The 22,556-nt window shown below is 67.9% G+C and carries 28 protein-coding genes; 7 read left to right on the top strand and 21 right to left on the bottom strand.

The features are described 5' to 3' along the window. Positions 1-60 precede the first annotated feature (60 nt). The 15 genes from nuoI to thiE form a co-directional block, all read right to left on the bottom strand. A complete protein-coding gene (gene nuoI, locus MHZ35_RS01955) occupies positions 61-546 on the bottom strand; it encodes an NADH-quinone oxidoreductase subunit NuoI (protein WP_125960040.1) in 486 nt (161 codons plus the stop codon). Then, positions 543-1,598 (bottom strand): NADH-quinone oxidoreductase subunit NuoH, encoded by a 1,056-nt coding sequence (gene nuoH / locus MHZ35_RS01950; protein WP_129340855.1) that lies wholly within the window; start codon positions 1,596-1,598, stop codon positions 543-545. Before nuoH ends, nuoI begins: the two co-directional genes overlap by 4 nt. Continuing rightward, entirely contained in the window at positions 1,595-3,595 is a 2,001-nt protein-coding gene (gene nuoG / locus MHZ35_RS01945) for an NADH-quinone oxidoreductase subunit NuoG (RefSeq protein WP_239434135.1), read from the bottom strand. The genes nuoH and nuoG overlap by 4 nt, the downstream gene beginning before the upstream one ends. Then, the gene (gene nuoF, locus MHZ35_RS01940; protein ID WP_125960043.1) at positions 3,595-4,899 is read right to left on the bottom strand and encodes an NADH-quinone oxidoreductase subunit NuoF; all 1,305 of its coding nucleotides are present in this window, start codon (positions 4,897-4,899) and stop codon (positions 3,595-3,597) included. The genes nuoG and nuoF overlap by 1 nt, the downstream gene beginning before the upstream one ends. Positions 4,900-4,901: 2 nt before the next feature. Then, the gene (locus tag MHZ35_RS01935; RefSeq protein WP_165284517.1) at positions 4,902-5,072 is read right to left on the bottom strand and encodes a hypothetical protein; all 171 of its coding nucleotides are present in this window, start codon (positions 5,070-5,072) and stop codon (positions 4,902-4,904) included. Continuing rightward, positions 5,069-5,746, bottom strand: coding sequence for a complex I 24 kDa subunit family protein (locus MHZ35_RS01930; RefSeq protein ID WP_125960045.1), 678 nt, complete (start codon positions 5,744-5,746; stop codon positions 5,069-5,071). Before MHZ35_RS01930 ends, MHZ35_RS01935 begins: the two co-directional genes overlap by 4 nt. Continuing rightward, on the bottom strand, positions 5,746-6,978 hold the full coding sequence (locus MHZ35_RS01925) for an NADH-quinone oxidoreductase subunit D (RefSeq protein WP_132881996.1): 1,233 nt from the start codon (positions 6,976-6,978) through the stop codon (positions 5,746-5,748). Before MHZ35_RS01925 ends, MHZ35_RS01930 begins: the two co-directional genes overlap by 1 nt. Next, a complete protein-coding gene (locus MHZ35_RS01920; protein WP_239434134.1) occupies positions 6,978-7,835 on the bottom strand; it encodes an NADH-quinone oxidoreductase subunit C in 858 nt (285 codons plus the stop codon). The genes MHZ35_RS01925 and MHZ35_RS01920 overlap by 1 nt, the downstream gene beginning before the upstream one ends. Further along, positions 7,832-8,392 (bottom strand): NuoB/complex I 20 kDa subunit family protein, encoded by a 561-nt coding sequence (locus MHZ35_RS01915; protein WP_317893264.1) that lies wholly within the window; start codon positions 8,390-8,392, stop codon positions 7,832-7,834. The genes MHZ35_RS01920 and MHZ35_RS01915 overlap by 4 nt, the downstream gene beginning before the upstream one ends. Before the next feature lie 2 nt (positions 8,393-8,394). Continuing rightward, entirely contained in the window at positions 8,395-8,769 is a 375-nt protein-coding gene (ndhC, locus tag MHZ35_RS01910) for an NADH-quinone oxidoreductase subunit A (RefSeq protein WP_125960149.1), read from the bottom strand. A 287-nt stretch (positions 8,770-9,056) separates the two neighbouring features. After that, complete coding sequence (locus MHZ35_RS01905; protein ID WP_239434133.1) at positions 9,057-9,872, bottom strand: inositol monophosphatase family protein; 816 nt, start codon at positions 9,870-9,872, stop codon at positions 9,057-9,059. A gap of 5 nt (positions 9,873-9,877) precedes the next feature. Further along, complete coding sequence (locus MHZ35_RS01900; protein ID WP_125960049.1) at positions 9,878-10,282, bottom strand: hypothetical protein; 405 nt, start codon at positions 10,280-10,282, stop codon at positions 9,878-9,880. 18 nt (positions 10,283-10,300) lie between these two features. Further along, positions 10,301-10,864 (bottom strand): elongation factor P, encoded by a 564-nt coding sequence (gene efp / locus MHZ35_RS01895; protein WP_125960050.1) that lies wholly within the window; start codon positions 10,862-10,864, stop codon positions 10,301-10,303. A gap of 69 nt (positions 10,865-10,933) precedes the next feature. Further along, positions 10,934-11,530 carry a M23 family metallopeptidase gene (locus tag MHZ35_RS01890; RefSeq protein WP_239434132.1) on the bottom strand — a complete coding sequence of 199 codons (597 nt, stop codon included), beginning with the start codon at positions 11,528-11,530 and terminating at the stop codon, positions 10,934-10,936. A 362-nt stretch (positions 11,531-11,892) separates the two neighbouring features. Continuing rightward, positions 11,893-12,597: a thiamine phosphate synthase gene (gene thiE / locus MHZ35_RS01885; protein WP_239434131.1), complete on the bottom strand. Its 705-nt coding sequence runs from the start codon at positions 12,595-12,597 to the stop codon at positions 11,893-11,895. Here thiE and MHZ35_RS01880 point away from each other — a divergent pair. Beyond that, positions 12,596-13,345: a DUF72 domain-containing protein gene (locus MHZ35_RS01880; RefSeq protein ID WP_239434130.1), complete on the top strand. Its 750-nt coding sequence runs from the start codon at positions 12,596-12,598 to the stop codon at positions 13,343-13,345. The two genes, thiE and MHZ35_RS01880, sit on opposite strands and share 2 nt — an antisense overlap. A 224-nt stretch (positions 13,346-13,569) precedes the next feature. Here the strand turns inward: MHZ35_RS01880 and MHZ35_RS01875 are convergent, their stop codons facing one another. Further along, positions 13,570-13,962: a putative quinol monooxygenase gene (locus MHZ35_RS01875; protein ID WP_446741001.1), complete on the bottom strand. Its 393-nt coding sequence runs from the start codon at positions 13,960-13,962 to the stop codon at positions 13,570-13,572. Beyond that, entirely contained in the window at positions 13,962-14,870 is a 909-nt protein-coding gene (locus tag MHZ35_RS01870) for a class I fructose-bisphosphate aldolase (RefSeq protein ID WP_239434129.1), read from the bottom strand. The genes MHZ35_RS01875 and MHZ35_RS01870 overlap by 1 nt, the downstream gene beginning before the upstream one ends. 214 nt (positions 14,871-15,084) lie before the next feature. On the opposite strand from MHZ35_RS01870, the gene MHZ35_RS01865 reads away from it, so the two are divergent. Both MHZ35_RS01865 and MHZ35_RS01860 read left to right on the top strand, forming a co-directional pair. Continuing rightward, on the top strand, positions 15,085-15,504 hold the full coding sequence (locus MHZ35_RS01865) for a vgr related protein (RefSeq protein WP_239434128.1): 420 nt from the start codon (positions 15,085-15,087) through the stop codon (positions 15,502-15,504). Beyond that, a complete protein-coding gene (locus tag MHZ35_RS01860) occupies positions 15,501-15,983 on the top strand; it encodes a hypothetical protein (RefSeq protein ID WP_239434127.1) in 483 nt (160 codons plus the stop codon). The genes MHZ35_RS01865 and MHZ35_RS01860 overlap by 4 nt, the downstream gene beginning before the upstream one ends. A 184-nt stretch (positions 15,984-16,167) precedes the next feature. Here the strand turns inward: MHZ35_RS01860 and MHZ35_RS01855 are convergent, their stop codons facing one another. Genes MHZ35_RS01855 through tkt form a run of 4 tightly spaced genes read right to left on the bottom strand, consistent with a single transcriptional unit; the run spans position 16,168 to position 20,892 of the window. After that, positions 16,168-17,358 (bottom strand): phosphoglycerate kinase, encoded by a 1,191-nt coding sequence (locus MHZ35_RS01855; protein WP_239434126.1) that lies wholly within the window; start codon positions 17,356-17,358, stop codon positions 16,168-16,170. Then, complete coding sequence (locus MHZ35_RS01850; RefSeq protein WP_342453497.1) at positions 17,355-17,861, bottom strand: MOSC domain-containing protein; 507 nt, start codon at positions 17,859-17,861, stop codon at positions 17,355-17,357. Before MHZ35_RS01850 ends, MHZ35_RS01855 begins: the two co-directional genes overlap by 4 nt. A gap of 5 nt (positions 17,862-17,866) precedes the next feature. Continuing rightward, positions 17,867-18,874 (bottom strand): type I glyceraldehyde-3-phosphate dehydrogenase, encoded by a 1,008-nt coding sequence (gene gap, locus MHZ35_RS01845; RefSeq protein ID WP_239434125.1) that lies wholly within the window; start codon positions 18,872-18,874, stop codon positions 17,867-17,869. 50 nt (positions 18,875-18,924) lie between these two features. Continuing rightward, a complete protein-coding gene (tkt, locus tag MHZ35_RS01840; protein WP_239434123.1) occupies positions 18,925-20,892 on the bottom strand; it encodes a transketolase in 1,968 nt (655 codons plus the stop codon). Between the two features lie 124 nt (positions 20,893-21,016). Between tkt and MHZ35_RS01835 the strand changes: the two genes are divergently transcribed. The 4 genes from MHZ35_RS01835 (at position 21,017) to MHZ35_RS01820 (ending at position 22,499) form a co-directional block, all read left to right on the top strand. After that, a complete protein-coding gene (locus MHZ35_RS01835) occupies positions 21,017-21,205 on the top strand; it encodes a hypothetical protein (RefSeq protein WP_239434122.1) in 189 nt (62 codons plus the stop codon). Next, positions 21,205-21,555 carry a cell division protein ZapA gene (locus MHZ35_RS01830; RefSeq protein ID WP_132881982.1) on the top strand — a complete coding sequence of 117 codons (351 nt, stop codon included), beginning with the start codon at positions 21,205-21,207 and terminating at the stop codon, positions 21,553-21,555. The genes MHZ35_RS01835 and MHZ35_RS01830 overlap by 1 nt, the downstream gene beginning before the upstream one ends. Before the next feature lie 180 nt (positions 21,556-21,735). Continuing rightward, positions 21,736-22,290 (top strand): 5-formyltetrahydrofolate cyclo-ligase, encoded by a 555-nt coding sequence (locus tag MHZ35_RS01825; protein ID WP_239434121.1) that lies wholly within the window; start codon positions 21,736-21,738, stop codon positions 22,288-22,290. Next, positions 22,290-22,499: a DUF2842 domain-containing protein gene (locus tag MHZ35_RS01820; protein WP_129340834.1), complete on the top strand. Its 210-nt coding sequence runs from the start codon at positions 22,290-22,292 to the stop codon at positions 22,497-22,499. The genes MHZ35_RS01825 and MHZ35_RS01820 overlap by 1 nt, the downstream gene beginning before the upstream one ends. The last annotated feature ends 57 nt before the right edge of the window (positions 22,500-22,556 follow it).

Here is a 22,556-nt window from a genome sequence, read left to right as displayed (position 1 = left end):
AAGCAGCGCAGGGCCTCGACTGGCTCGGCCCGAACGGCATGAATTTCGAAGTCGCGCGCATTACCGGTACGGCGCGTCGCTCGCAAGGTTCGCGGCGATGGCGCGTTCCCAGCGGTCCCCGTTCGCGAGCAGCTTGTCCTTGTGGTAGATCAGCTCCTCGCGCGTCTCGGTCGCGAACTCGAAGTTGGGCCCCTCGACGACGGCGTCCACCGGGCATGCCTCCTGGCAGAGACCGCAGTAGATGCACTTGGTCATGTCGATGTCGTAGCGCGTGGTGCGGCGGCTGCCGTCCTCGCGCGGTTCGGCCTCGATCGTGATCGCCAGCGCCGGGCACACCGCCTCGCACAGCTTGCACGCGATGCAGCGCTCTTCGCCATTGGGATAGCGACGCAGCGCATGCTCACCGCGGAAGCGGGGCGACAGCGGGTTCTTCTCGTACGGATAGTTGATCGTCGCCTTGGGCTTGAAGAAATAGCGCAAGGTCAGCGCGTGGGCCTTGATGAACTCCCACAGCGTGAACGATCGGATTACCTGTGCGACGCTCATGCGGGCACTCCAACGCGGTCGAGCATGAGATACCCCGACACCATGAACACGAACAACAGCGACAGCGGCAGGAAGATCTTCCAGCCAAGCCGCATCAGCTGGTCGTAACGGTACCGCGGCACCGTCGCGCGAACCCAGCTGAACACGAAGAAGAAGAACAGGATCTTGGCGAACAGCCAGATGATGCCCGGGACCATGTAGAGCGGCGCCCAGTCGACCGGCGGCAGCCAGCCACCCCAGAACAGCGTCGCATTGAGCGCGCACATCAGGAGGACGTTGGCATACTCACCCAGCCAGAACAGCGCGAACGCCATCGAGCTGTATTCGGTCTGGTAGCCGGCGACGAGCTCGGACTCCGCCTCGGTCAAGTCGAACGGGGCGCGCTGGGTCTCGGCCATGGACGAGATCAGGAACACGACGGCCATCGGGAACAGCAGCGGGTTGAAGCCGAAGCCGTTGATGAAGCCGAAGATGTGCCCCTTCTGCTCCGTCACGATGGTCGAGAGGTTGAACGACCCGGCCCAGAGCACCACCGCGATCAGCACGAAGCCGATGGCGACCTCGTACGACACCATCTGCGCGGCACCGCGAAGCGCGGAGTAGAAGGGATACTTCGAGTTGGACGCCCAGCCCGCGATGATGATGCCGTAGACGCCGAGCGACGAGGCCGCGAGCACGTAGAGCAGGCCGACGTTGATGTTCGAGAGGACCATGCCCTCCTGGAACGGCACCACCGCCCACACGATCAGCGCGACCGTGAAGGTGATGATCGGCGCGAGCAGGAACAGGCCCTTGTTCGCGCTGGTCGGGATGATGGTTTCCTGGAGGAACACCTTCAGGCCGTCGGCGAAGCTCTGCAGCAGGCCGAACGGACCGACAACGTTGGGGCCGCGGCGCAGCGCCATCGCCGCCCAGATCTTGCGATCGGCGTAGATGATCATGGCGACAGCCAGCATCAGCGGCAGCGCGATCAGCAGGATCGAGACGACCGTGCCGACGAACCACGCCCAGTCGTAGGGAAGCCCTACGGTATTCTGAAAGAACGAAGTCACTCCGCGGCCTCCGCGAAATCCTGGCCATGGACCAGTTCAGCCGAGCAGCGCTGCATCGTCGGGCTCGCGCGGCAGATGGCGTTGGTGAGATAGAAGTCGGCGATCGGATAGGTGACGCTGCCTTCGGCACGCGCGTCCAGCACCGGCGGGTTCCAGTCGTAGCGGACCAGCCCCTCGGTGGCGAGCGCGGGCACTTCGGCGAACATCGCCGCGCGCAGCGCCTGGAACGTGTCGAACGGCAGGGTCGCGCCCAGTCGGTCCGACAGCGCGCGCAGGATCGTCCAGTCCTCGCGTGCGTCGCCCGGTGCGAACACCGCCGCATCGCCACGCTGCACGCGCCCTTCCAGGTTCACATAGGTGCCCGCCTTTTCGGCGTAGCTCGCACCCGGCAGGATCACGTCCGCATGGTGCGCGCCCTTGTCGCCGTGGTGGCCGATGTAGACCTTGAAGCTGCCCGCGAACGCCGAGAAGTCCACCTCGTCCGCGCCCAGGAAGAACACGAGCTTCGGATTGGCAGCAACGATATCGGCGATGCCACCCGGCTGCGCGAAGCCGAGCATCAGCCCGCCCATGCGCGCCGCCGCGGTGTGGACGACGTTGAAGCCGTTCCAGCCATCGCGAACCAGATTGCCGTCGGTGGCGAGCTTGAGCGCGGCTGCATGACCGTTCTTGAGGGCGCCCGGGCCGACGATGACCATCGGCCGCTCGGCCGCGTCCAGCGCCTCTGCGGCGCGGTCGGGAAGACCGCCCAGCAGCGACAGGTCCTCGCCCAGCCACTCGACCTTGTAGGTCAGGTCCGTCTCCGGCCCGATCGCGAACACGCGCGCGCCGCGCTTGATCGCCTTGCGCACGCGGGTGTTCACCAGCGGCGCCTCGTGACGGAGGTCGGTGCCGACCAGCAGGATCGCGTCGGCCTGCTCGACACCGGCGATGGTGGTGTTGAACGCCACCGCGCCGAGGTTCGAGACGTCATAGGCCATGCCGGTCTGACGGCCTTCGATCAGCGACGAGCCCAGGTTGCGGACCAGCGCCTTGGCGGCGAACATGGTCTCGCAATCGAGAAGATCACCCGCGATCGCGGCGACGCTGGAGCCGGCGTTGACCGCGGCGATCGCATCGAACCCCTCGTCCCACTCGACCGCGACCAGCTTGCCGTCGCGGCGCACGTACGGGCGGTCAAGCCGCTTGCGCACGAGACCGTCGACCGCGTGGCGGGTCTTGTCGTGCGCCCACTCCTCGTTGACGTCCTCGTTGATGCGCGGGAGCGCGCGCAGCACCTGGCGACCGCGGCTGTCGAGCCGAATGTTGGTGCCGACCGCGTCCATCACGTCGATGGCGAGCGTCTTCTTGAGCTCCCACGGGCGCGCTTCGAACGCATAGGGCTTCGAGGTCAGCGCGCCGACCGGGCAGAGGTCGACGACATTGCCCGAGAGCTCGCTCGACACCGCGCGCTCGAGGTAGGAAGTGATCTGCATGTCCTCGCCGCGATAGATCGCGCCGATTTCCTCCACGCCCGCGACTTCCTCCGCAAAGCGGACGCAGCGCGTGCACTGGATGCAGCGGGTCATCACCGTCTTGACGATGGGGCCCATGTACTTCTCGGTCACGGCGCGCTTGTTCTCGTCATAGCGAGAAATGCCGCGGCCATAGGCGACCGACTGGTCCTGCAGGTCGCACTCGCCGCCCTGATCGCAGATCGGGCAGTCGAGCGGGTGGTTGATGAGCAGGAACTCCATCACGCCTTCGCGCGCGGCCTTGACCATCGCGCTGTCGGTGCGGACTTCCTGACCGTCGGCGGCCGGAAGCGCGCACGACGCCTGCGGCTTGGGCGGCCCGGGCTTCACCTCGACCAGGCACATGCGGCAGTTGCCGGCGATCGACAGGCGTTCGTGGTAGCAGAAGCGCGGGATTTCCTTGCCCGCGATCTCGCACGCCTGGAGCACCGTGGCGCCCTGGGGGACCTCTACTTCGATCCCGTCTACTTTGAGCTTCGGCATTACTCGGCAGCTTCCATCATCGGTTCCAGCCCGCCGCCGCGCTTCTCGAGGATGCGGCGTTCGATTTCGGGGCGGAAGTGTCGGATCAAGCCCTGGATCGGCCATGCCGCCGCGTCGCCGAGCGCGCAGATGGTATGACCTTCGACCTGCTTGGTGACCTGTTGCAGCGTGTCGATCTCGGAAATGTCGGCGTCGCCGGTGCGCAGCCGCTCCATCACCCGCCACATCCAGCCCGTGCCCTCGCGGCAAGGCGTGCACTGGCCGCAGCTCTCGTGCTTGTAGAAGTACGACAGGCGGCTGATCGCGCGGACGATGTCGGTGGACTTGTCCATGACGATGATCGCCGCGGTGCCCAGGCCCGAGCCGAGCGCCTTCAGGCCATCGAAGTCCATCGGCGCGTCCATGATCTGCGCCGCCGGCACCAGCGGCACGGACGAGCCGCCCGGGATCACCGCGAGCAGATTGTCCCAGCCACCGCGGATGCCGCCGCAATGCGTCTCGATCAGTTCGCGGAAGGAGATCGACATCGCCTCCTCCACCACGCACGGACGGTTCACATGGCCGCTGATCTGGAAGAGCTTGGTGCCCTTGTTGTTCTCGTTGCCGAAGCTGGAGAACCATTCGGGACCGCGCCGCAGGATCGTCGGCGCGACCGCGATCGACTCCACGTTGTTGACCGTGGTCGGGCAGCCATAGAGGCCCGCACCGGCCGGGAACGGCGGCTTCAGGCGCGGCTGGCCCTTCTTGCCTTCCAGGCTTTCCAGCATCGCGGTCTCTTCGCCGCAGATGTAGGCGCCGGCACCGCGGTGCACGAAGACGTCGAAGTCATAGCCCGAACCGCAGGCGTTCTTGCCGACCAGGCCGCGGGCGTACGCCTCTGCGACGGCCGCGAACAGCGTCTCTGCCTCACGGATATATTCGCCGCGGATGTAGATGTAGGCGGCGCGCGCCCGCATCGCGAAGCCGGCGACCAGCGCGCCCTCGATCAGCTTGTGCGGATCGTGGCGGATGATCTCGCGGTCCTTGCACGAGCCGGGCTCGGACTCGTCGGCGTTGATGACCAGGAAGCTCGGCCGTTCCGGCGTCGGGTTCTTGGGCATGAAGCTCCACTTCATGCCGGTCGGGAAGCCTGCGCCCCCGCGCCCGCGCAGGCCCGACGCCTTGATGCGATCGATGATCACATCGGGGCCGAGCTGGAGCAGCGCCTTGGTATTGTCCCAGTCGCCGCGCTTGATCGCTGCGTCCAGGTTCCACGGCTGGAAGCCGTAGACGTTGGTGAAGATACGGTCCTTGTCCGCGAGCACGGTCAGCGCCCCTTCCCGATAAGCTTTTCGGCCAGCAAATAGGCCACAACCGCCACGCCGATCGCGATCAGGACGCCGATCAGCTTCAGCGCCCCCACGAACAGCTGCAGCAGCACCCAGAGCGCCACGAACCCGACGAGGATCGCCAGGATCAGGGATCCCAGCGCCTTCACGCCGCCGAACCCCATTCGCCGCGATAGTCGTGGTTCTCGGTCACCATCGCCTGGAGCGACGTCGGGCCGCCTTCCGGCGCGCTCGCCTGACGCTCGATCTGCGGACCGGGCTTCGGGGTCTCGCCCCGGGCCAGCGCGTCCAGGATCGCGACGGTCTTGTCGTAGTCGAGATCTTCGAAGTTATCGTCGTTGATCTGGACCATCGGCGCGTTGGCGCAGGTACCCAGGCACTCGACCTCGGTCAGCGTGAACAGGCCGTCCGGCGTGGTCTTGCCCTTGGCAAGGCCGCGGTTCTTGCAGGCCGCGAGCACGTCGTCGGAGCCGCGCAGCATGCACGGCGTCGTGCCGCAGACCTGCACATGGTAGCGGCCGACCGGCGCCAGGTTGAACATGGTGTAAAAGGTCGCGACCTCGAACACGCGGATATAGGCGACGCCGATCTCGCGCGCGACGAACTCGATCACCGGGACCGGCAGCCAGCCCTGGGTGTTCGTCTCCTCGCCGACCTGGCGCTGGGCCAGGTCGAGGAACGGGATTGAGGCCGATTGCTCGCGGCCTGCCGGATAGCGCGACAGGATCTCGCGCGCCTTTTCGGCGTTCTTCTCGTTCCACGCGAAGTTGCCCCAGCGTGCGCGGGTCTCTGCCTCGTCCGGAATATGGGGTGCGTCAGCCATCAGCGGTCACATTCACCAAAAACAATGTCCATCGCGCCCAGGATGGCGGTCGTGTCGGCGAGCATGTGCCCCTTCGACATGAAGTCCATCGCCTGGAGGTGGCTGAACGCGGTCGGGCGGATCTTGCACCGGTACGGCTTGTTGGTGCCGTCGGAGACCAGATACACGCCGAACTCGCCCTTGGGGCTCTCGGTCGCGACATAGACTTCGCCGGCGGGCACGTGGAAGCCCTCGGTGAAATATTTGAAGTGGTGGATGAGCGCTTCCATCGAGCGCTTCATCTCGCCACGCTTCGGCGGCGCGACCTTACGGTCGAGGCTGAGCGTGGGACCTTCCGGCATTTCGGCCAGGCACTGCTTCATGATGCGCGCCGACTGGCGCACCTCTTCCACGCGAACCATGAACCGGTCGTAGCAGTCGCCCCGCGTGCCGACCGGCACGTCGAAGTTCATGCGACCGTAAACGTCATAGGGCTGCGACTTGCGCAGATCCCACGGCAGGCCCGCGGCGCGGATCATCGGACCCGAGAAGCCCCACTTGAGGGCGTCTTCGCGGCTGACGATCGCGATGTCGACGTTGCGCTGCTTGAAGATGCGGTTTTCGGCCACCAGGCTGATCGCATCCTCGAACAGGCGCGGCAGGCGGGTGTCGAGCCACTCGGCGATGTCGGTCAGCAGCTTGAGCGGCACGTCCTGGCGGACGCCGCCCGGGCGGAAATAGTTCGCATGCATGCGCGCGCCCGAGGCACGCTCATAGAAGTTCATGCAGTCTTCGCGCAGCTCGAACAGCCACAGGTTGGGCGTCATCGCGCCCACGTCCATGATGTGCGAACCGAGGTTCAGCATGTGGTTCTTGATGCGGGTCAGCTCCGCGAAGAACACGCGGAGGTACTGCGCACGCAGCGGCACTTCGAGGTCGAGCAGCTTCTCGATCGCGAGCACATAGCTGTGCTCCATGCACATCGGCGAGCAGTAGTCGAGCCGGTCGAAGTACGGGATCGACTGCAGATAGGTCTTGTGCTCGATGAACTTTTCAGTCCCGCGATGCAGCAGGCCGACGTGCGGGTCGACCCGCTCGACGATCTCGCCGTCGAGCTCCATCACCAGACGCAGCACGCCGTGCGCCGCCGGGTGCTGGGGCCCGAAGTTGATCGTGTAGTTCTGGATCTCGACATCGCCGGTCGACGTATGATCGTCGGCGCGATGGTCGAGCTGGTCGAGATACTCAGCCATTACTGGTTCTGCCCTTCGCCCTTGGACGGAATCACATCCGGATCCTTGGGCTTTTCCTCCGGCTTGTTGCCCGGATCGGACTTGCCGACGCCGGTCTGCGCGGGAGAGTCGGTGACCTTCGCCTCCGGCGCGTTCGGCGGCGAATCCTTCTTGTCGTCGTCGGCGCGGCGCACCTGCTCGGCCGTCACCGGCGAGGGCGCACCCTTGGCCTGCGGCAGCGCCGCCTTGTGCTCGCCCGCAGGTGCCGCCTTCTCGTCACCCGGGAGGACGTATTCCGCGCCTTCCCACGGGCTCATGAAGTCGAAGCTGCGGAAGTCCTGCGCCAGCTGCACCGGCTCATAGACCACGCGCTTGGCGGCTTCGGAATAACGCACCTCGGCGAAGCCGGAGAGCGGGAAGTCCTTGCGCTGCGGGTGGCCGCGGAAGCCATAGTCCGTCAGGATGCGGCGCAGGTCGAGGTTGCCCTCGAAGATCACGCCGTACATGTCGAACACTTCGCGCTCGAGCCAGCCCGCGACGGGCCAGATGCCCGTCACCGACGGCACCGGCTGCACCTCGTCGGTGCGCACGCGCACGCGGATGCGGTGGTTCCGGGTGACCGAGAGCAGGTGGTAGCAGACGTCGAACCGCTCGACGCGCGACGGATAGTCGACGCCGGCGATCTCCATCAGCTGCTGATATTCGAGGCCCGGCGTGTCGCGCAGCGCGATCATCGCCAGCACGAGCTGATCACGCTCGACCAGCAGCGTCACTTCGCCGACGAGATCCTGCGCCTCGAGCAGCGCCGCGCCCAGGGCCGCGGTCGCCGTGTCGATGACGCCGTCGTTGGCGGCATAGGCAGGTGCGGGCGCCCTCACCGTTCGATGCTCCCCGAACGGCGGATCTTCCGCTGCAACTGCATGACGCCATAGAGCAGCGCCTCTGCGGTCGGCGGGCAGCCGGGGACGTAGATGTCCACGGGCACCACGCGATCGCAGCCGCGCACGACGCTGTAGCTATAGTGGTAATAGCCACCGCCGTTGGCGCACGATCCCATCGAGATCACGTACTTCGGCTCCGACATCTGGTCGTACACGCGACGCAGCGCGGGGGCCATCTTGTTGCACAAGGTGCCCGCGACGATCATCACGTCCGACTGGCGCGGAGACGCGCGCGGAGCCGCGCCGAAGCGCTCCATGTCATAGCGCGGCATGTTGACGTGGATCATTTCGACCGCGCAGCATGCGAGACCAAAGGTCATCCACCACAAGCTGCCGGTGCGCGCCCAATGGAACAGGTCTTCGGTCGAGGTGACAAGGAAACCCTTGTCGGTCAGCTCGCCGTTCAGGTCGTCGAAGAAGCGCTGGTCCGGCGCGACGTGCGCGCCGGGGGCCAGGGCGTTCTGCTCACCGAAAGCGGCAGGCGACGGGTTCAGTTCTACTCCCAATCCAACGCTCCCATCTTCCACGCGTACACGAGGCCCAGCGCCAGTTCGCCGATGAAGATCATCATGGAGATCCATGCCGTCCAACCGAGGTCGAACACCGACACCGCCCAGGGATATAGGAACGCCGCCTCCAGATCGAAGACGATGAAGAGGATCGCCACCAGATAGAAGCGGACGTCGTACTGGCTGCGCGAGTCCTCGAATGCGGGGAAGCCGCATTCATATTCCGAGAGCTTCTCGGCATTGGGCTTGTCCGCGCCGGTGAGGCGCGACACCAGGATCGGCAGCGCCACGAAGGCACCGGACAGGAGAAGCGCGATCCCAAGGAAAATCAGGATCGGCAGATATTGCGATAGGTCGACCAAGGTCATCTCGCGGTTGCGGAATGCTGAGGGGCTTCTAGGCGCATGACCCGGAGGCATCAAGGCGCAAACCCCTTGAGAATCGCTCGCAATTAGGCTCTGCTATGCGCTGGAACCCGCTTGCCGCGGCCACGCGCGGCGCCGCCCGCGGCCAAGTGGCGCGGACGGTGCGGAGCGGGACAAGATTTGTAACGAAACGCGGCGTCAGCCTGCCCTGGAACCGGGTGGCGGACGAATCGCACGGGGGCGCGAAAAGGCGGCGGAACGCACGAGGTTCCGCCGCGGTCAGGTCAGCGCAGCGCGCCTGCGACCAGCTTGTGAAGGCGCGAGTGAAGCGCGTCGTTGGCGGCCAGCACTTCGCGCTTGATGAAGGCGCGGTCGGCGCCCTTGAAGTCTGTCACGAAGCCGCCGGCCTCGCGCACCAGCAGGATGCCGGCCGCGATGTCCCAGGGCTGGAGACCCGATTCCCAATAGCCGTCGAAGCGGCCGGCGGCGACCCAGGCCAGGTCGAGCGCGGCGGAGCCGAAGCGGCGGATGCCGGCGACCTCGGGTGCGACGGCCCCGAAGATGCGGCTCCACTCGGCGAAATTGCCGTGGCCCATGAAGGGAATGCCGGTCGCGATCAGCGACTCGGTCAGGTCGCGGCGTGCCGAGACGCGCAGCCGCTGGTCCTGGTGCCAGGCGCCCCGGCCCTTCTCGGCCCAGAAGCTCTCGTCGGTGATCGGCTGATAGACGAGCGCGGTGGTGATTTCCGGCTGACCGCCGGCGCCCATCGGCTCCTCGACCGCGATCGAGATCGCGAAGTGCGGGATGCCATGGAGGAAGTTGCTGGTGCCGTCGAGCGGATCGATGATCCAGCGCGGCTTGGTGGGATCGCCTTCGATCTTGCCGCCTTCTTCCAACAGGAAGCCCCAGTCGGGACGCGCCTTGCGCAGTTCCTCGACCAGCGTCTGTTCGGCGCGCTTGTCGGCGACCGAGACGAAATCGGCCGGGCCCTTTCGGCTGACCTGGAGGTTCTGGACCTCGCCGAAGTCGCGACGCAGGCGGGGACCCGCCTTGCGCGCGGCGCGCTCCATGACCGTGAAGAGGCCGGAATGTGCAACCATGATATTTAGCGTCCCTGGGGCTTCTTGGCAGCCGGCGCGGCGCCGGGAGGCGCTTCGCGCACGCCGCACACGGCCGCGACCGCCGAGAGGCGATCGGTCGTGTTGGACGCGTTCAGCTTGTCCTTGTTCTTGTTGAGCATCTCGGTCGTGCGCAGGCTGATCTCGGCCAGCGGCGCGCGATAGATGCAGGCGAAGAGCGCGCTCTTCACCTGTTCGGGCACCTTTTCGGACTGGAGCCCGCCGATCATCGCGGCAAGCGTCTTGGAAGCGTTCTCCACCTCCTCGCGGGAGGGCTGGCCGGCGGCAGGCTTGGCAGCCGCGGGCTTGGCACCGCTCTTCGCCTTTTGCGCCGAGGCGCCGGGGCTCAGGACCAGGGCGGCCGCGGCCGCGAGGGGGAGGAGAAGCTTCATACGCGTTACTCTCGTTGCTCAGTCCGCGCGGCGGACGTAGGTCTGCTCGTACACGTCAACCACGATGCGGGTTCCGCTGGCGATGTGCGGCGGCACCATGACGCGCACGCCATTGTCCAGCACGGCCGGCTTGTAGGAAGACGAGGCGGTCTGCCCCTTCACCACCGCGTCCGCCTCGACGATCGTGGCTTCGATCGTGTCGGGCAGCTGAACGCTGATCGCTTCCTCGTCGTAGAGTTCCATCACCACGTCCATGCCGTCCTGAAGGAAGGCGGCCGCATCGCCCAGCAGGTCGCGCGGCAGCGAAACCTGATCATAGGTTTCCTTGTCCATGAAGACGAGCATGTCGCCTTCCGGATACAGGAACTGGAAATCCTTGGTGTCGAGGCGCACGCGCTCCACCGTCTCTGCCGAGCGGAAGCGGACGTTGTTCTTGCGGCCGTCGCGCAGGTTCTTGAGCTCCACCTGCATGTAGGCGCCGCCCTTGCCAGGCTGGGTGTGCTGGATCTTCACCGCACGCCAGATGCCGCCTTCATATTCGATGATGTTGCCGGGACGGATGTCGACGCCGCTGATCTTCATGCTGGAACCTGTGGTGGAAAGAGCCAAGGGCCGGCGACGCAAATCGCCCGGGCCACGATGCGCGCGGCTTTAGCCGCCGCCGCCGGTTCCGGCAAGCAGCGGATAGGGGTTGAGCGGCGTGCCCTGGTGCCAGCGCTCGCCCGGCGCCATGTGCTTCACCGCGAAATGGAGGTGGGGACCGTCCGGGCTGGCGTTGCCGGTGGAGCCGACGGTGCCGATCCCCTGCCCCCGGCGCACCAGCTGCCCCTCCTGCAAGCCGGAGGCATAGGCGTCGAGGTGCGCGTAATAGTCGACGTGGGCGCCATCGGCGGTTCGGATGTAGATGGTGTGGCCGCCGGCGGCGCTGTCGAACAGCTTCTCGATGCGGCCCCCGCGGGCGGCGAGCACGGGCGTGCCGCGCGGCGCCATGATGTCGATCGCCTCATGCTCGCGCGCGCCGCCGTCGCGGCTCTGGTCCCAGGTGTCGACGAGTTGCTCGGGCGCGATCCCGGCGACGGGGACGATGAGGCCTGCGGCGTTGGGACGCAGCCGCGCGGCGGGCGGAGCGAGGGCCGGTTCCGAGGCCACGCCGGGTGGCGGTGGGGTGCTGCCCGGCGACAGCATCAGGGCAAATGCGCCGCCCGCGAGCACCAGCAGCAGCAGGATCGACCAGCCGAGGCGGTTCATGGCTGGCGTGCCCGCCGGTTGGTGGTGCCGCCGATTGCTGTTCGACCCATCGCGCGCTCCGAGGATGTTTCGGGTGGAGAACGTTCGAGGGGGCGGTGGTATCCCGCGGCGGCGGTGTCGCGAGTCTCACGGGCGCCTTCCCGACTGGGCTCCGGCCTTCGCCGGGGTACAGGTGGGTTGTGCCGGCCCGCCCCAGTCCCGGCGTATCCCCGCGCAGGCGGGGCTTCTGCGAAACAGGGGCGCCGTCCTTTGGTCACACCCGTATTCCTGCGCAGGCAGGAATCCAGGGCCAAGCAGAGCAACGACGTGCGGTGCTTGGGACCCTGGGCTCCTGCCTTCGCAGGAGCACGGGAACGTGAAGCCTAGCGCGTCTTCCCCTTGGCGAGCAGTTCGGTGAAGGCGCGGACGGCGGCGGCTTCGTCGCCGTTCCAGACCGAGCCGCTCACCGCCAGGAAATCGGCGCCGGCGTCGATCAGCGGCTGCGCATTGTCCGGCGTGATGCCGCCGATCGCGACGCAGGGCAGCTCGAACAGCGTCGTCCACCAGGACAGGATCGCCGGCTCCGCGCGGTGGCGGACTTCCTTGGTGGTGGTAGGATAGAAGCTGCCGAAGGCGACATAGTCGGCTCCCGCCTCCCCCGCTCCCATCGCCAGGTGGCGGCTGTCGTGGCAGGTCACGCCGATCTGGACCGACGGGCCGAGCGCGGCGCGGGCCTCGCGCGGGTCGCCGTCCTCCTGGCCGAGATGGACGCCGTCCGCGCCCAGCCGCTTGGCGAGGCTGACGCTGTCGTTGACGATGAACGCGACCTCGCGATCGGCGCAGAGGCGCTGGAGCGGCTCGGCGAGGCGCGCGGCGGCGTGCTGGTCCATGTCCTTCACGCGGAACTGGAAGGCTGCGACCGGACCTGCATCGAGCGCGCGGGCGAGCCGGTCCGGGAAGGCGCCGGACACGTCGAGCGGCGAGATGAGATAGAGCTGGGTGGCCGGCCGGCGATTGTGGGCCTCGAATTGATCCGCAAAGCCTTCCAGCGCGTTGTCGGCTTCGAGGTCGTCTTCGGGATCGTGCATGGAAAGCTCCGGGTTCGCGGCAGTTCGGGTGGGGTGCTCCGGTTGGATCTACCCGCATTGGCGTGGCCGCTTCTACCCCGAGAAGCTGGCGGTCAAGCGCTGGTTCGCCTTCTACGCCGAGCATTTCGACACGGTGGAGATCAACAACAGCTTCTATCGCCTCCCCAAACCCGAAACGTTCGACGGCTGGGCGGCACAGGCGCCGCCGGGCTTTCGCTATGCGGTGAAGGCCAACCGCTTCCTGACCCAGGCCAAGAAGCTGAAGGATTGCGAGGAGCCGATGGCGCGGATGATGCCGGCGTTCCGGCATCTGGGGGAGACGCTGGGGCCGGTGCTCTACCAGCTGCCGCCGCGGTTCAAGGTCAACCTGGAGCGGCTGGAGGCGTTCCTAGAACTCGTGCCAAAGGACGTCGTCAACGTCTTCGAATTCCGGGAAAAGAGCTGGTACGACGACCGGGTGTTCGCGTTGCTGGAGCGATATGGCGCGAGTTTCTGTGCGCACGACATGCCGGGGTCGGACAGCCCGGACCTGGCGGTGGGGCCGGTCGCCTATGTCCGCTTCCATGGCGGCGAGGGGAAGTATTGGGGGCGCTATTCCGAGGAGCGGCTGCTGCGCTGGACCGACTGGATGATGGCGCAGGTGCGCGCCGGGCGCGAAGTGTGGGCGTATTTCAACAACGATGCCGAGGCGCATGCCATTCACGATGCGCTGACGCTGAAGGCGATGCTGCGGCAGGCAGGGCGGTAAGGTGCCGTATCCCCGCGCAGGCGGGGATCCAGGGTTTGGTGGAGCAACGGCGGTGGCGCTCGGTACCCTGGGCTCCCGCCTTCGCGGGAGCACTGCGACCGCAATCCACATAGCCGTACCCCGGCGGAGGCCGGGGTCCAGTTGCGGGCGGCTCGCGAGATGCGGAGAGGTTTCCCAACTGGGCCCCGGCCTTCGCCGGGGTGCCGGTGCGGGTGCGGGTTCCGTCAGGCGCCGGCGAGGAAGCTGCCGGGGACCGGGCGAGTCTCGGCGCTGAGGTCGAAGCCGGCGATCAGGGGGCGGCCCTTGGCGATCGCGTCCTGAACGGCCGGGAGCTTCAGCGAGGCGGCGTGGCTTTCTTTGCGATCCCAAAGCTCGGTGATCCAGATCGCGTCCGGATCGGCCGCGTCCTCGGCGATCAGATAGGCGAGGCAGCCCGGCATCGCGCCGGTGCCGCTGGCGAGGATGGCGACGAGCTCGGCACGGGTGCCGGGCCTTGCCCTGATCTTGCCGATCATGCCGAAACCTGCGGTCGTGCCTGCCATCGCCACCTCTCCGTTGAGAAGGCGCCCGCCGACCAGCGCGAGCGCGAGCCCGGCCAGCAGCGGGCGCCGCTCCATCAGTCCTGACCCTGGTAGATGCCGATGATCTTGTCGAGCATCGCCAGCGCCTCGTCGCGCGGACGCTGGAAGGTGTTGCGACCGATGATCGAGCCATTGCCGCCGCCGTCGCGGATGTCGCGTGCGTCCTGGTAGACCGCGTCGGCACCCTTGGCGGCGCCGCCCGAGAAGACGACGATGCGGCGGCCGTTGAAGCAGCTCTTCACGACATGGGCAACGCGCTTGGCCTGGGTGGAAGCGTCGAAGCCCTCATAGACCTTCTTGGCTTCCTTCTGCTCGATATGATCGGTCGGCAGCTTCACCTTGATGATGTGCGCGCCGAGCAGCGCCGCCATGTGGGCGGCATAGGCGCCCACGTCGAGCGCGAGCTCGCCGTCCTTGGAGAGGTTGCCGCCGCGCGGATAGGACCAGATCACGGTGGCGATGCCGACCGATTTGGCCTGGGCCGAAAGCTCGCGGATCTCTTCCATCATGTCGAACACGTCGTCGGCGCCCGGGTAGATGGTGAAGCCGATCGCCGAGCAGCCGAGGCGGAGCGCATCGTCGACGCCGCCGGTCACCGCCTGGTTAATGCCGGTCGCCCAGCTGTTGGACGAGTTGACCTTCAGGATGGTCGGGATCTGGCCGGCGAAGGTGCCCGCACCCGCCTCCAGCATCCCGAGCGGGGCTGCATAGGCGGAGAGGCCGGCGTCGATCGCGAGCTGGAAATGGTAATGCGGGTCATAGGCCGGCTCGTTGACCGCGAAGCTGCGGGCCGGGCCATGCTCGAACCCCTGGTCGACCGGCAGGATGACCAGCTTGCCGGTGCCGCCCAGCCGACCCTGCATCAGGATGCGGGCGAGGTTCGCCTTCACGCCGGGATTGTCGGACTCGTAGTTCGCGAGAATTTCTCTGACGATCGGCGTCATTCTGGAGGTCTCCCATGCTGCTGGTTCGCTGCGGCTGTTACCGCTTGCCTGACTTCGTTAGGCGGGCACCGCCGGCCCCACAAGGGCAGCCCAACCATGGGAGCGCTCACTTCGTCGCGGTGCAACAAACTTCCGCTCGACGCGTATGTCCCGGATGCCTGAACGGCCCTCTGCGACCCCGCGCCACCGCCCGTTGAGTCCAGGCGAGACAGCCATGCTGCGCGGCGTGTTCGGCGAGGGTATTGACTATGCGCGCGTGCGCATCCACCCGCGAAAATGGTGGTTCGTGTTTCCTGGCAACCGGCCGATGGCGCCGAACGGACATGCCTATTTTCCCGGCGAAACCCATGTTCCCGATTTCGCCGCACCCGGCGTGCCGTTGTGGCGCAAGGCGAGCTTCGTGCACGAGGGGACGCACCTCTATCAATGGTATGGGCTGAAGCAGTGGGTGTGGGTGCGCGGGCCGTTCCAGCGCAATTACGACTATCGGCTGGAGCCGGGGAAACCCTTCACCGCCTATGGGTTGGAACAGATGGGCATGATCGCCCAGCATTATTTCACGCTGGCGAACGGCGGCCGCATCCCCCTGCCCTATACGCTGGCGGACTATGCGCCGCTGCTGCCGCTGACATGAGGCCGCTGCTGGCGCTGGCGGTCGTGCTGGCGGGATGCTCGAGCCAGAGCGCCGACGATCCGGACTGGCATTCGAGCAAGCGCGCGACCGACCTGGTCGTGGAGGAAGCGCTTGCGGCTGAGCCGCCGGACTATGCGCGGGCGATCACCGCAATCGAGCGATCCGGGCGGCCGAGTGCGACGGTGGCGCTGGAGACGGGCAATCTGATCGTCGCTGGGCATCGCGAGGTGCAGCCGGAGCGGCGGCCGGCGGCGACGCTGGAACAGGGGCTGGCGCTGCTCGAACGGGCTGCGAGCGATCGCGGGGAAGCGGCTGATATCGCGCCACAACATCTGCGGCTCTGGTTCGAGCGCGGGGTCGGCAGCGACGTGTATCAGGCCATGCCGCCACGGCCCGAGCTGGCGCGGTGCTGGCGGTCGGTAGAGGACCGGGAGCTGCGGGCGGCGGCGTGTATCGCGATGCGGGCTCGCGGGCGGTAGGGGCCGGGCGCGCCGCGAAGTGTTCCGTGCTCCCGCGGAGGCGGGAGCCCAGGGTACAAAGGGCCACGCGCCGTTGGTCTGCTTGGCCCTGGATCCCCGCCTGCGCGGGGATACGGGATGTGAGCCGCGGGACGTGGCGTTCGGGACCCCGGGCCCCGGCCTTCGCCGGGGTACGAGTTCCGCGTTAGCGCGCCAGGGCGGCGACGCCGGGGAGCTCGCGGCCTTCCATCCACTCCAGGAAGGCGCCGCCTGCGGTGGAGACGAAGGTGAAGGCGCCCGCTGCGCCGGCCTGGTTGAGGGCTGCGACCGTGTCGCCGCCGCCCGCGACCGACACGAGCGAGCCGTCGCTGGTGAGCGCGGCGGCCGTCTTCGCGAGCGACACCGTGGCGGCATCGAACGGCGGCGTCTCGAACGCGCCGAGCGGGCCGTTCCAAACAAGCGTGCGGCAGTTCTTGAGCACGTCGCCCAGCGCCTCCACTGCGGCGGGACCAACGTCGAGGATCATCTCGTCGGCGGCGACCTCGTGGACGTTGACGGTGCGCGTCGGCGGGTTCGGGCGGAATTCGGTCGCGACCACCACGTCGTACGGCAGGTGGATGGTGCAGCCGGCCTTGTCGGCGGCGTCGAAGATCTCCTCGGCGGTGCCGGTGAGATCGTGCTCGCACAGGCTCTTGCCGACGTTCACGCCGCGCGCGGCAAGGAAGGTGTTGGCCATGCCGCCGCCGATGATGAGGTGGTCGACCTGCCCGACGAGGTGCTTGAGCACGTCGAGCTTGGTCGACACCTTGGCGCCGCCCACGACCGCCGCGACCGGGTGCTCGGGGTTGCCAAGCGCCTTGTCGAGCGCGTCGAGTTCGGCTTCCATTTGGCGGCCGGCGAACGCCGGCAGCTTGTGCGCGAGCCCTGCCGTCGAGGCGTGGGCGCGGTGCGCGGCGGAGAAGGCATCGTTGACGTAGAGGTCGCCCAGCGCCGCGAAGCGATCGACCACGGCGGGATCGTTCTTTTCCTCACCGCCGAAGAAGCGGGTGTTTTCCAGCAGCGCGATGTCGCCCGGCTGGAGCGTGGCCACCGCGTCGGCTGCGCCCTCCCAGTCGATGTAGCGGACCGGACGGCCGAGCACCTGGCCGAACGGGATCGCCAGCTGAGCGGTCGAGAATTCCGGGCTCGGCACCCCCTTGGGGCGGCCGAAGTGGGCGAGCACCAGCACAATGGCGCCGCGATTGGCGAGTTCGGTGACGGTGGAGATCGCCGCGCGCAGGCGGGTCGCGTCGGTGACGTGACCGTCAGCCATCGGCACGTTCAGATCCTCACGGACCAGCACGCGCTTGCCCGCGATGTCACCCATGTCGTCCAGGGTCTTGAAATTGCGTGTCATGTCTCGATCCTGATTGTGTCGCCCACGGCGATCGTTCCGCCCGCCAGCACGCGCGTGCAGGCCCCGCCGCGCCAGTCCGGCAACAGCGCCTCGAAGAGCCCCGGCACCAGCGCGTCCATGCGCTGGCACGGGTCGCATTCACAGGTGATTTCCAGCACCACGTCGGCGCCGATGCGCAGCCGCGTGCCGGGCACCTGCGGCACGTCGAACCCGTCGACCAGCAGGTTGGCGCGACGTTCCTGCCACGGGAGGGTCCGGCTGACCGCGGCAGTGGCCGCTTCCCAGTCGCCGCGCTCCATCAGCGTCACCTGGCGCTTGCCGGTGCCGCCGGGCTTGCGCCGGCCGCGGTGGTCGCCGGCGATGCCGGCTTCCACGCTGACGTCGGCGCGGTCGAGCACCTCCATGGGTGCCCGTACAAAGGCGTGGCGCGCGATGCCGGCGATCGTGCCGACCCGCGCGCCCGCTTGCCCGTCCTCTCCGGCATCCGCCAGCGCGACGGGCATCGACATCAGCCGAACTTGGCCATCGCGCAGGCGGTGTCGACCATGCGGTTGGAGAAGCCCCACTCGTTGTCGTACCAGCTGACGACGCGCACCAGCTTGCCGTCGATCACCGCCGTCTCCAGGCTGTCGACGGTCGAGGATGCCGGCGTGTGGACGATGTCGATCGAGACGAGCGGCTCGTCCGAATAGACCAGGATGCCCTTGAGCGGGCCGTCCTCGGAAGCCGCCTTGAGGATGGCGTTGACCTCGTCCTTGGTGGTGTCGCGCTTGGGCGTGAAGGTCAGGTCGACGAGGCTGCCGTCCGGCACCGGCACGCGCACCGACGAACCGTCGAGCTTGCCCTTGAGCTCCGGAAGCACCTCACCCACCGCGCGGGCAGCGCCCGTGGTGGTCGGGATGATCGACATGGCGGCCGCACGTGCGCGGCGCAGGTCCTTGTGGATCTGATCCAGGATCTTCTGGTCGTTGGTGTAGGCGTGGATCGTGGTCATCAGGCCCCGCTCGATGCCGATCGAGTCGTTCAGCACCTTGGCAACCGGCGCCAGGCAGTTGGTGGTGCACGATGCGTTGGAGACGATCGTGTGGCCGGCCTCCAGCTTGTCGTGGTTCACGCCGTAGACGACGGTCAGGTCGACGTTCTTACCGGGAGCCGAGATCAGCACCTTCTTGGCGCCGGCGTCGATGTGCTTCTGGGCGCTTGCGCGATCGGTGAAAAAGCCGGTGCACTCCAGCACCAGCTCGACGCCGTTCTCGGCGTGCGGCAGGTTCGCGGGGTCGCGCTCTGCCGTCACCTTGATGCGCTTGCCGTCAATCACGAGGTCGTTGCCGTCGGCCGAGACCTCGCCCGGATAGCGGCCGTGGATGCTGTCGCGGCTGAAGAGCCAGGCGTTGGACTTGGCGTCCGACAGATCGTTGATGGTGACCAGTTCGAGGCCGCAGTCCGGGCGCTCCAGAATGGCCCGCGCAACCAGGCGGCCGATGCGCCCGAACCCGTTGATCGCTACCTTCGTCATGTTGCCGATCCTTTCACTTGGATGGTCCAATGCCCGCGTTGCCGCGAGCTTCAATTCTCGAGCGCAGCCGCAACCTTGGTGGCGATCGCGTCCGCGGTCAGTCCGAAATATTCGTAGAGCTTGGGCGCCGGGCCAGAGGCGCCGAACCGGTCGATGCCGAAGCGCAGGCCGTCGCGCCCGGTGTAGCGTTCCCAGCCCATGGTGGTGCCGGCCTCGATCGAGACGATCAGCGCGTCCGCCGGCAGCACGTCGCGACGATAGTCGGCAGGCTGTGCATCGAAGCGCGACCAGCAGGGCATGGACACCACATCGGCACCGATACCCCGCGCTTCAAGCTGCGCGCGGGCGGAAACCGCGAGTTCGACCTCGGAACCGGTGGCCACGAGCACGACGCGGCGCGGCGCCTCGGCCGCGACCAGGCGGTACGCACCCTTGGCGCACAGGTTCTCCGAGGCGTCGGTGCGCAGCTGCGGCAGGTTCTGGCGCGACAGCGCGAGCAGCGACGGGCCGGTCGCGTCCTGGAGCGACAATTCCCAGCACTCGGCCGTCTCGATCGTGTCGCACGGGCGATAGACATCGAGGTTGGGGATCAGGCGCAGGCTGTTGAGGTGCTCGATCGGCTGGTGGGTCGGGCCGTCCTCGCCGAGACCGATGGAGTCGTGCGTCATCACATAGATGACGCGCGCGTTCTGGAGCGCCGACAGGCGGATCGCCGGGCGGGCATAGTCGGCGAACACCAGGAAGGTGCCGCCGAACGGGATGATGCCGCCGTGCAGCGCCAGGCCGTTCATTGCCGCCGCCATGCCGAACTCGCGAATGCCGTAATAGACATAGCGGCCGGCATAGTCGTTGCGGTTGAGCGGCTGCAGCGCCTTGGTCTTGGTGTTGTTCGAGCCGGTGAGGTCGGCTGAGCCGCCGACCGTCTCGGGCAGCTGCTCGGTGATGGTGCCGAGCACCAGTTCCGACGCCTTGCGGGTGGCGAGCTTCTGCGGGTTGGCGAGCAGGCCGTCGAGGTACGGCTTGAGCGTGAAGCCCTCGGTCAGCTCGCCCGACATGCGGCGGCGGAAGGTCGCGCCTTGCGCATCGGCGTCGCACCGCGCCTCCCAGGCGAGGCGGACGTCGCGGCTGCGGACGCCGGCGGCGGCCCAGGTCTCGGTGATTTCCTCCGGCACCTCGAACGCCTCGGGCTCCCAGCCCATGGCGAGGCGGGTCTTGGCGACGATGTCGGGGCCGAGCGCTGCGCCGTGGACGGCGCTGGTGCCTTCCTTGCCGGGCGCGCCCTTGCCGATGATGGTGCGGCAGGCGATCAGCGACGGGCGCGGATCGGCGAGCGCCTCGTCGATCGCGCGGCAGATGTCGGCGGGGTCGTGGCCGTCGCAGGCGACGGTGTGCCAGCCGGTGGCGGCATAGCGCGCGGCGACGTCCTCGCTCGACGACAGCTCGACCGCGCCGTCGATGGTGATGCGATTGTCGTCCCACAGCACGATCATGCGGCCGAGGCCGAGGTGGCCTGCAAGGCCGATCGCCTCGTGGTTGATGCCTTCCATCAGGCAGCCGTCACCGGCGATCACCCAGGTGCGGTGGTCGACCAGGTCGTCGCCAAAGGTGGCGTTGAGGTGGCGTTCGGCGAGCGCGAGGCCGACCGCGGTGGCGAGGCCCTGGCCGAGCGGACCGGTGGTGGTCTCGATGCCCGGCAGCTCGAAATTCTCGGGGTGGCCGGCGCACGGGCTGTGCAGCTGGCGGAAGTTCTTGATGTCGTCGATGGTCGGGCGCGCATGGCCGGTCAGGTGCAGCAGTGCATAGATCAGCATCGATCCATGGCCGGCCGACAGCACGAAGCGGTCGCGGTCCGGCCACTTGGGGTCGGCGGCATCGAATTTGAGGTAGCGGGTCCACAGCACCGTCGCCACGTCCGCCATGCCCATCGGCATGCCCGGGTGCCCGGAATTGGCGGCCTCCACCGCATCCATCGCAAGCGCACGAATCGCGTTGGCGAGCAGGGTATCCGAGGCGGCCATGAGTCATCCTTGTGACGGCGCGGTCCCCCTTGACCGCGTATGCCCGCCTTTGGGGCGGCGACCCGCCTTCGTCAACCGGCGAGCCGTGCTTGCGGCGGCCGGTCACCCCTCCTATCCGGGAACCATGGACCAGCCCCCAGCGAACCCAGGCCTCGCCCGCATTGACGCCGCGCTCCGGCGGATCGAAGCGGCTGCGCGCGCCCGTGCGGCTGCGGCCGAATCGCTCGAGCAGCGGCACGCGGCGCTGCGGGCCAGCATGGCGGAGGCGATCACCGCGCTGGACCAGGTGATCGGGGGCCAGGTCGACGACTGATGGCACAGGTCAGCTTCACGATCGCGAATCGCTCCCACAGCGTCGCCTGCCGCGACGGCGAGGAGCCGCACCTGCTGGCCCTGGTCGAGCGGCTGCAGCGGCATGCGCCGGCAGCGATGCGGGCCTCGGCCGGCACCTCGGCGGAGCGGACGCTGCTGCTGATCGCGCTGATGCTGGCGGACGAGCTGGACGAGCGCGACCGGACGCCTGCCACGCCACCCGCCGCACCTGCGCCCGAGCCGGCAGCACCGGTGCAGGAGCCGGAGCTGCCGCAGGACCTGCTCGACGAAATCGCCGAACGGCTGGAAGCCGTCGCGGCAGCCCTTGAGGATCACGGCCACGTCGCCTAAGTTGGTCCACGGCGGGCACTGCCCGGTACGAGCCTTCATTATCCCTGAGGCTATTCATCATCCATGGGGGCTGTCCCTGCGCAGATCCTGGTCTGACGTACATGGTCCCCACCTGACGTACTGGGCGTCAGTGGATATCGCGGCCAACGGCCACGGCGGTCCCGCCACCCGCTCCCCCCGATGACGCTCGACAAAAAAGCCCTGCGCGCCCAGCTGCGCGCCGCTCGCGACGGGTTCTTTGCCGAGCATCGCCCGCGGCTGGCCGTGCCCGATGTGCTGCGTGCGCGGCTGGCGCCGGGCGTGGTGGTTGCCAGCTATCTGCCGGTCGGGAGCGAGGCGGACCCCGCCCCGCTGGTCGACGCGGCACGAGAGGCCGGCTGCGTGCTGGCGCTCGCCTGGGTGGCGGATCGCGCGACGCCGATGGAGTTCCTGCGCTGGGACGCGGACACCGCGATCGAGGCCGGGCCGATGGGGCTGCGCCAGCCGTCGCGCAGCGCGCCCGCGGTGGTGCCGGACGTGATCCTGGCGCCGCTGGTGGGGTTCGACGCGACGCTCAACCGGCTGGGCCAGGGTGCCGGCTTCTACGACCGCGCGTTCGTGCAGCATGGGGGCGCCTGGCGGCTGGGGCTCGCCTGGTCGGTGCAGCAGGTGCCCGAGCTTCCCGCCGATCCCTGGGACGTGCCGCTGCACGCCATCCTGACAGAGCAGGCGCTGCACCTGCCGGAGCAACGTTGATGCAACCGACCTGGCGCAAACCCGTGGGGATGCTCGGCATCCTGGCGTTCATCCTGTTCTGGCTGGTGGCGGTGGCGAGCCTGTCTCCGTGGATCGGCGCCCTGCCCGCGCTGGTGCAGATGCTGGTCTATGGTGTCGCCGGGGTGGCGTGGATCGCGCCGCTGAAGCCGGCGCTGCGGTGGATGGAGACGGGGCGTTGGCGGCGCTGAGCGCGGCGTCGCCCCGGACTGGAACAGCACAGTTGCGCATTGCAGTACCCCGGCGGA

It is taken from the genome of Sphingomonas sp. ACRSK (assembly GCF_022346685.1).
GTDB classification, from domain to species: Bacteria; Pseudomonadota; Alphaproteobacteria; order Sphingomonadales; family Sphingomonadaceae; genus Sphingomonas; species Sphingomonas molluscorum.
The sequence above is the reverse complement of the archived record's forward strand: the minus strand, read 5'-3'. Positions and strand labels throughout refer to the sequence as shown.

Coding starts and splice junctions, on each gene's coding strand:
- MHZ35_RS01860 (WP_239434127.1), top strand. CDS start 15,501: ATGAGGCCGCTGCTGGCGCTGGCGGTCGTGCTGGCGGGATGCTCGAGC.
- MHZ35_RS01855 (WP_239434126.1), bottom strand. CDS start 17,358: ATGACACGCAATTTCAAGACCCTGGACGACATGGGTGACATCGCGGGC.
- MHZ35_RS01925 (WP_132881996.1), bottom strand. CDS start 6,978: ATGGCTGAGTATCTCGACCAGCTCGACCATCGCGCCGACGATCATACG.
- MHZ35_RS01830 (WP_132881982.1), top strand. CDS start 21,205: ATGGCACAGGTCAGCTTCACGATCGCGAATCGCTCCCACAGCGTCGCC.
- MHZ35_RS01850 (WP_342453497.1), bottom strand. CDS start 17,861: ATGCCCGTCGCGCTGGCGGATGCCGGAGAGGACGGGCAAGCGGGCGCG.
- MHZ35_RS01865 (WP_239434128.1), top strand. CDS start 15,085: ATGCTGCGCGGCGTGTTCGGCGAGGGTATTGACTATGCGCGCGTGCGC.
- MHZ35_RS01930 (WP_125960045.1), bottom strand. CDS start 5,746: ATGGCTGACGCACCCCATATTCCGGACGAGGCAGAGACCCGCGCACGC.
- MHZ35_RS01835 (WP_239434122.1), top strand. CDS start 21,017: ATGGACCAGCCCCCAGCGAACCCAGGCCTCGCCCGCATTGACGCCGCG.
- MHZ35_RS01900 (WP_125960049.1), bottom strand. CDS start 10,282: ATGAAGCTTCTCCTCCCCCTCGCGGCCGCGGCCGCCCTGGTCCTGAGC.
- MHZ35_RS01825 (WP_239434121.1), top strand. CDS start 21,736: ATGACGCTCGACAAAAAAGCCCTGCGCGCCCAGCTGCGCGCCGCTCGC.
- MHZ35_RS01875 (WP_446741001.1), bottom strand. CDS start 13,962: ATGGAGCGGCGCCCGCTGCTGGCCGGGCTCGCGCTCGCGCTGGTCGGC.
- nuoG (WP_239434135.1), bottom strand. CDS start 3,595: ATGCCGAAGCTCAAAGTAGACGGGATCGAAGTAGAGGTCCCCCAGGGC.
- MHZ35_RS01870 (WP_239434129.1), bottom strand. CDS start 14,870: ATGACGCCGATCGTCAGAGAAATTCTCGCGAACTACGAGTCCGACAAT.
- gap (WP_239434125.1), bottom strand. CDS start 18,874: ATGACGAAGGTAGCGATCAACGGGTTCGGGCGCATCGGCCGCCTGGTT.
- MHZ35_RS01890 (WP_239434132.1), bottom strand. CDS start 11,530: ATGAACCGCCTCGGCTGGTCGATCCTGCTGCTGCTGGTGCTCGCGGGC.
- MHZ35_RS01905 (WP_239434133.1), bottom strand. CDS start 9,872: ATGGTTGCACATTCCGGCCTCTTCACGGTCATGGAGCGCGCCGCGCGC.
- efp (WP_125960050.1), bottom strand. CDS start 10,864: ATGAAGATCAGCGGCGTCGACATCCGTCCCGGCAACATCATCGAATAT.
- thiE (WP_239434131.1), bottom strand. CDS start 12,597: ATGCACGATCCCGAAGACGACCTCGAAGCCGACAACGCGCTGGAAGGC.
- MHZ35_RS01820 (WP_129340834.1), top strand. CDS start 22,290: ATGCAACCGACCTGGCGCAAACCCGTGGGGATGCTCGGCATCCTGGCG.
- nuoI (WP_125960040.1), bottom strand. CDS start 546: ATGAGCGTCGCACAGGTAATCCGATCGTTCACGCTGTGGGAGTTCATC.
- MHZ35_RS01880 (WP_239434130.1), top strand. CDS start 12,596: ATGGAAAGCTCCGGGTTCGCGGCAGTTCGGGTGGGGTGCTCCGGTTGG.
- tkt (WP_239434123.1), bottom strand. CDS start 20,892: ATGGCCGCCTCGGATACCCTGCTCGCCAACGCGATTCGTGCGCTTGCG.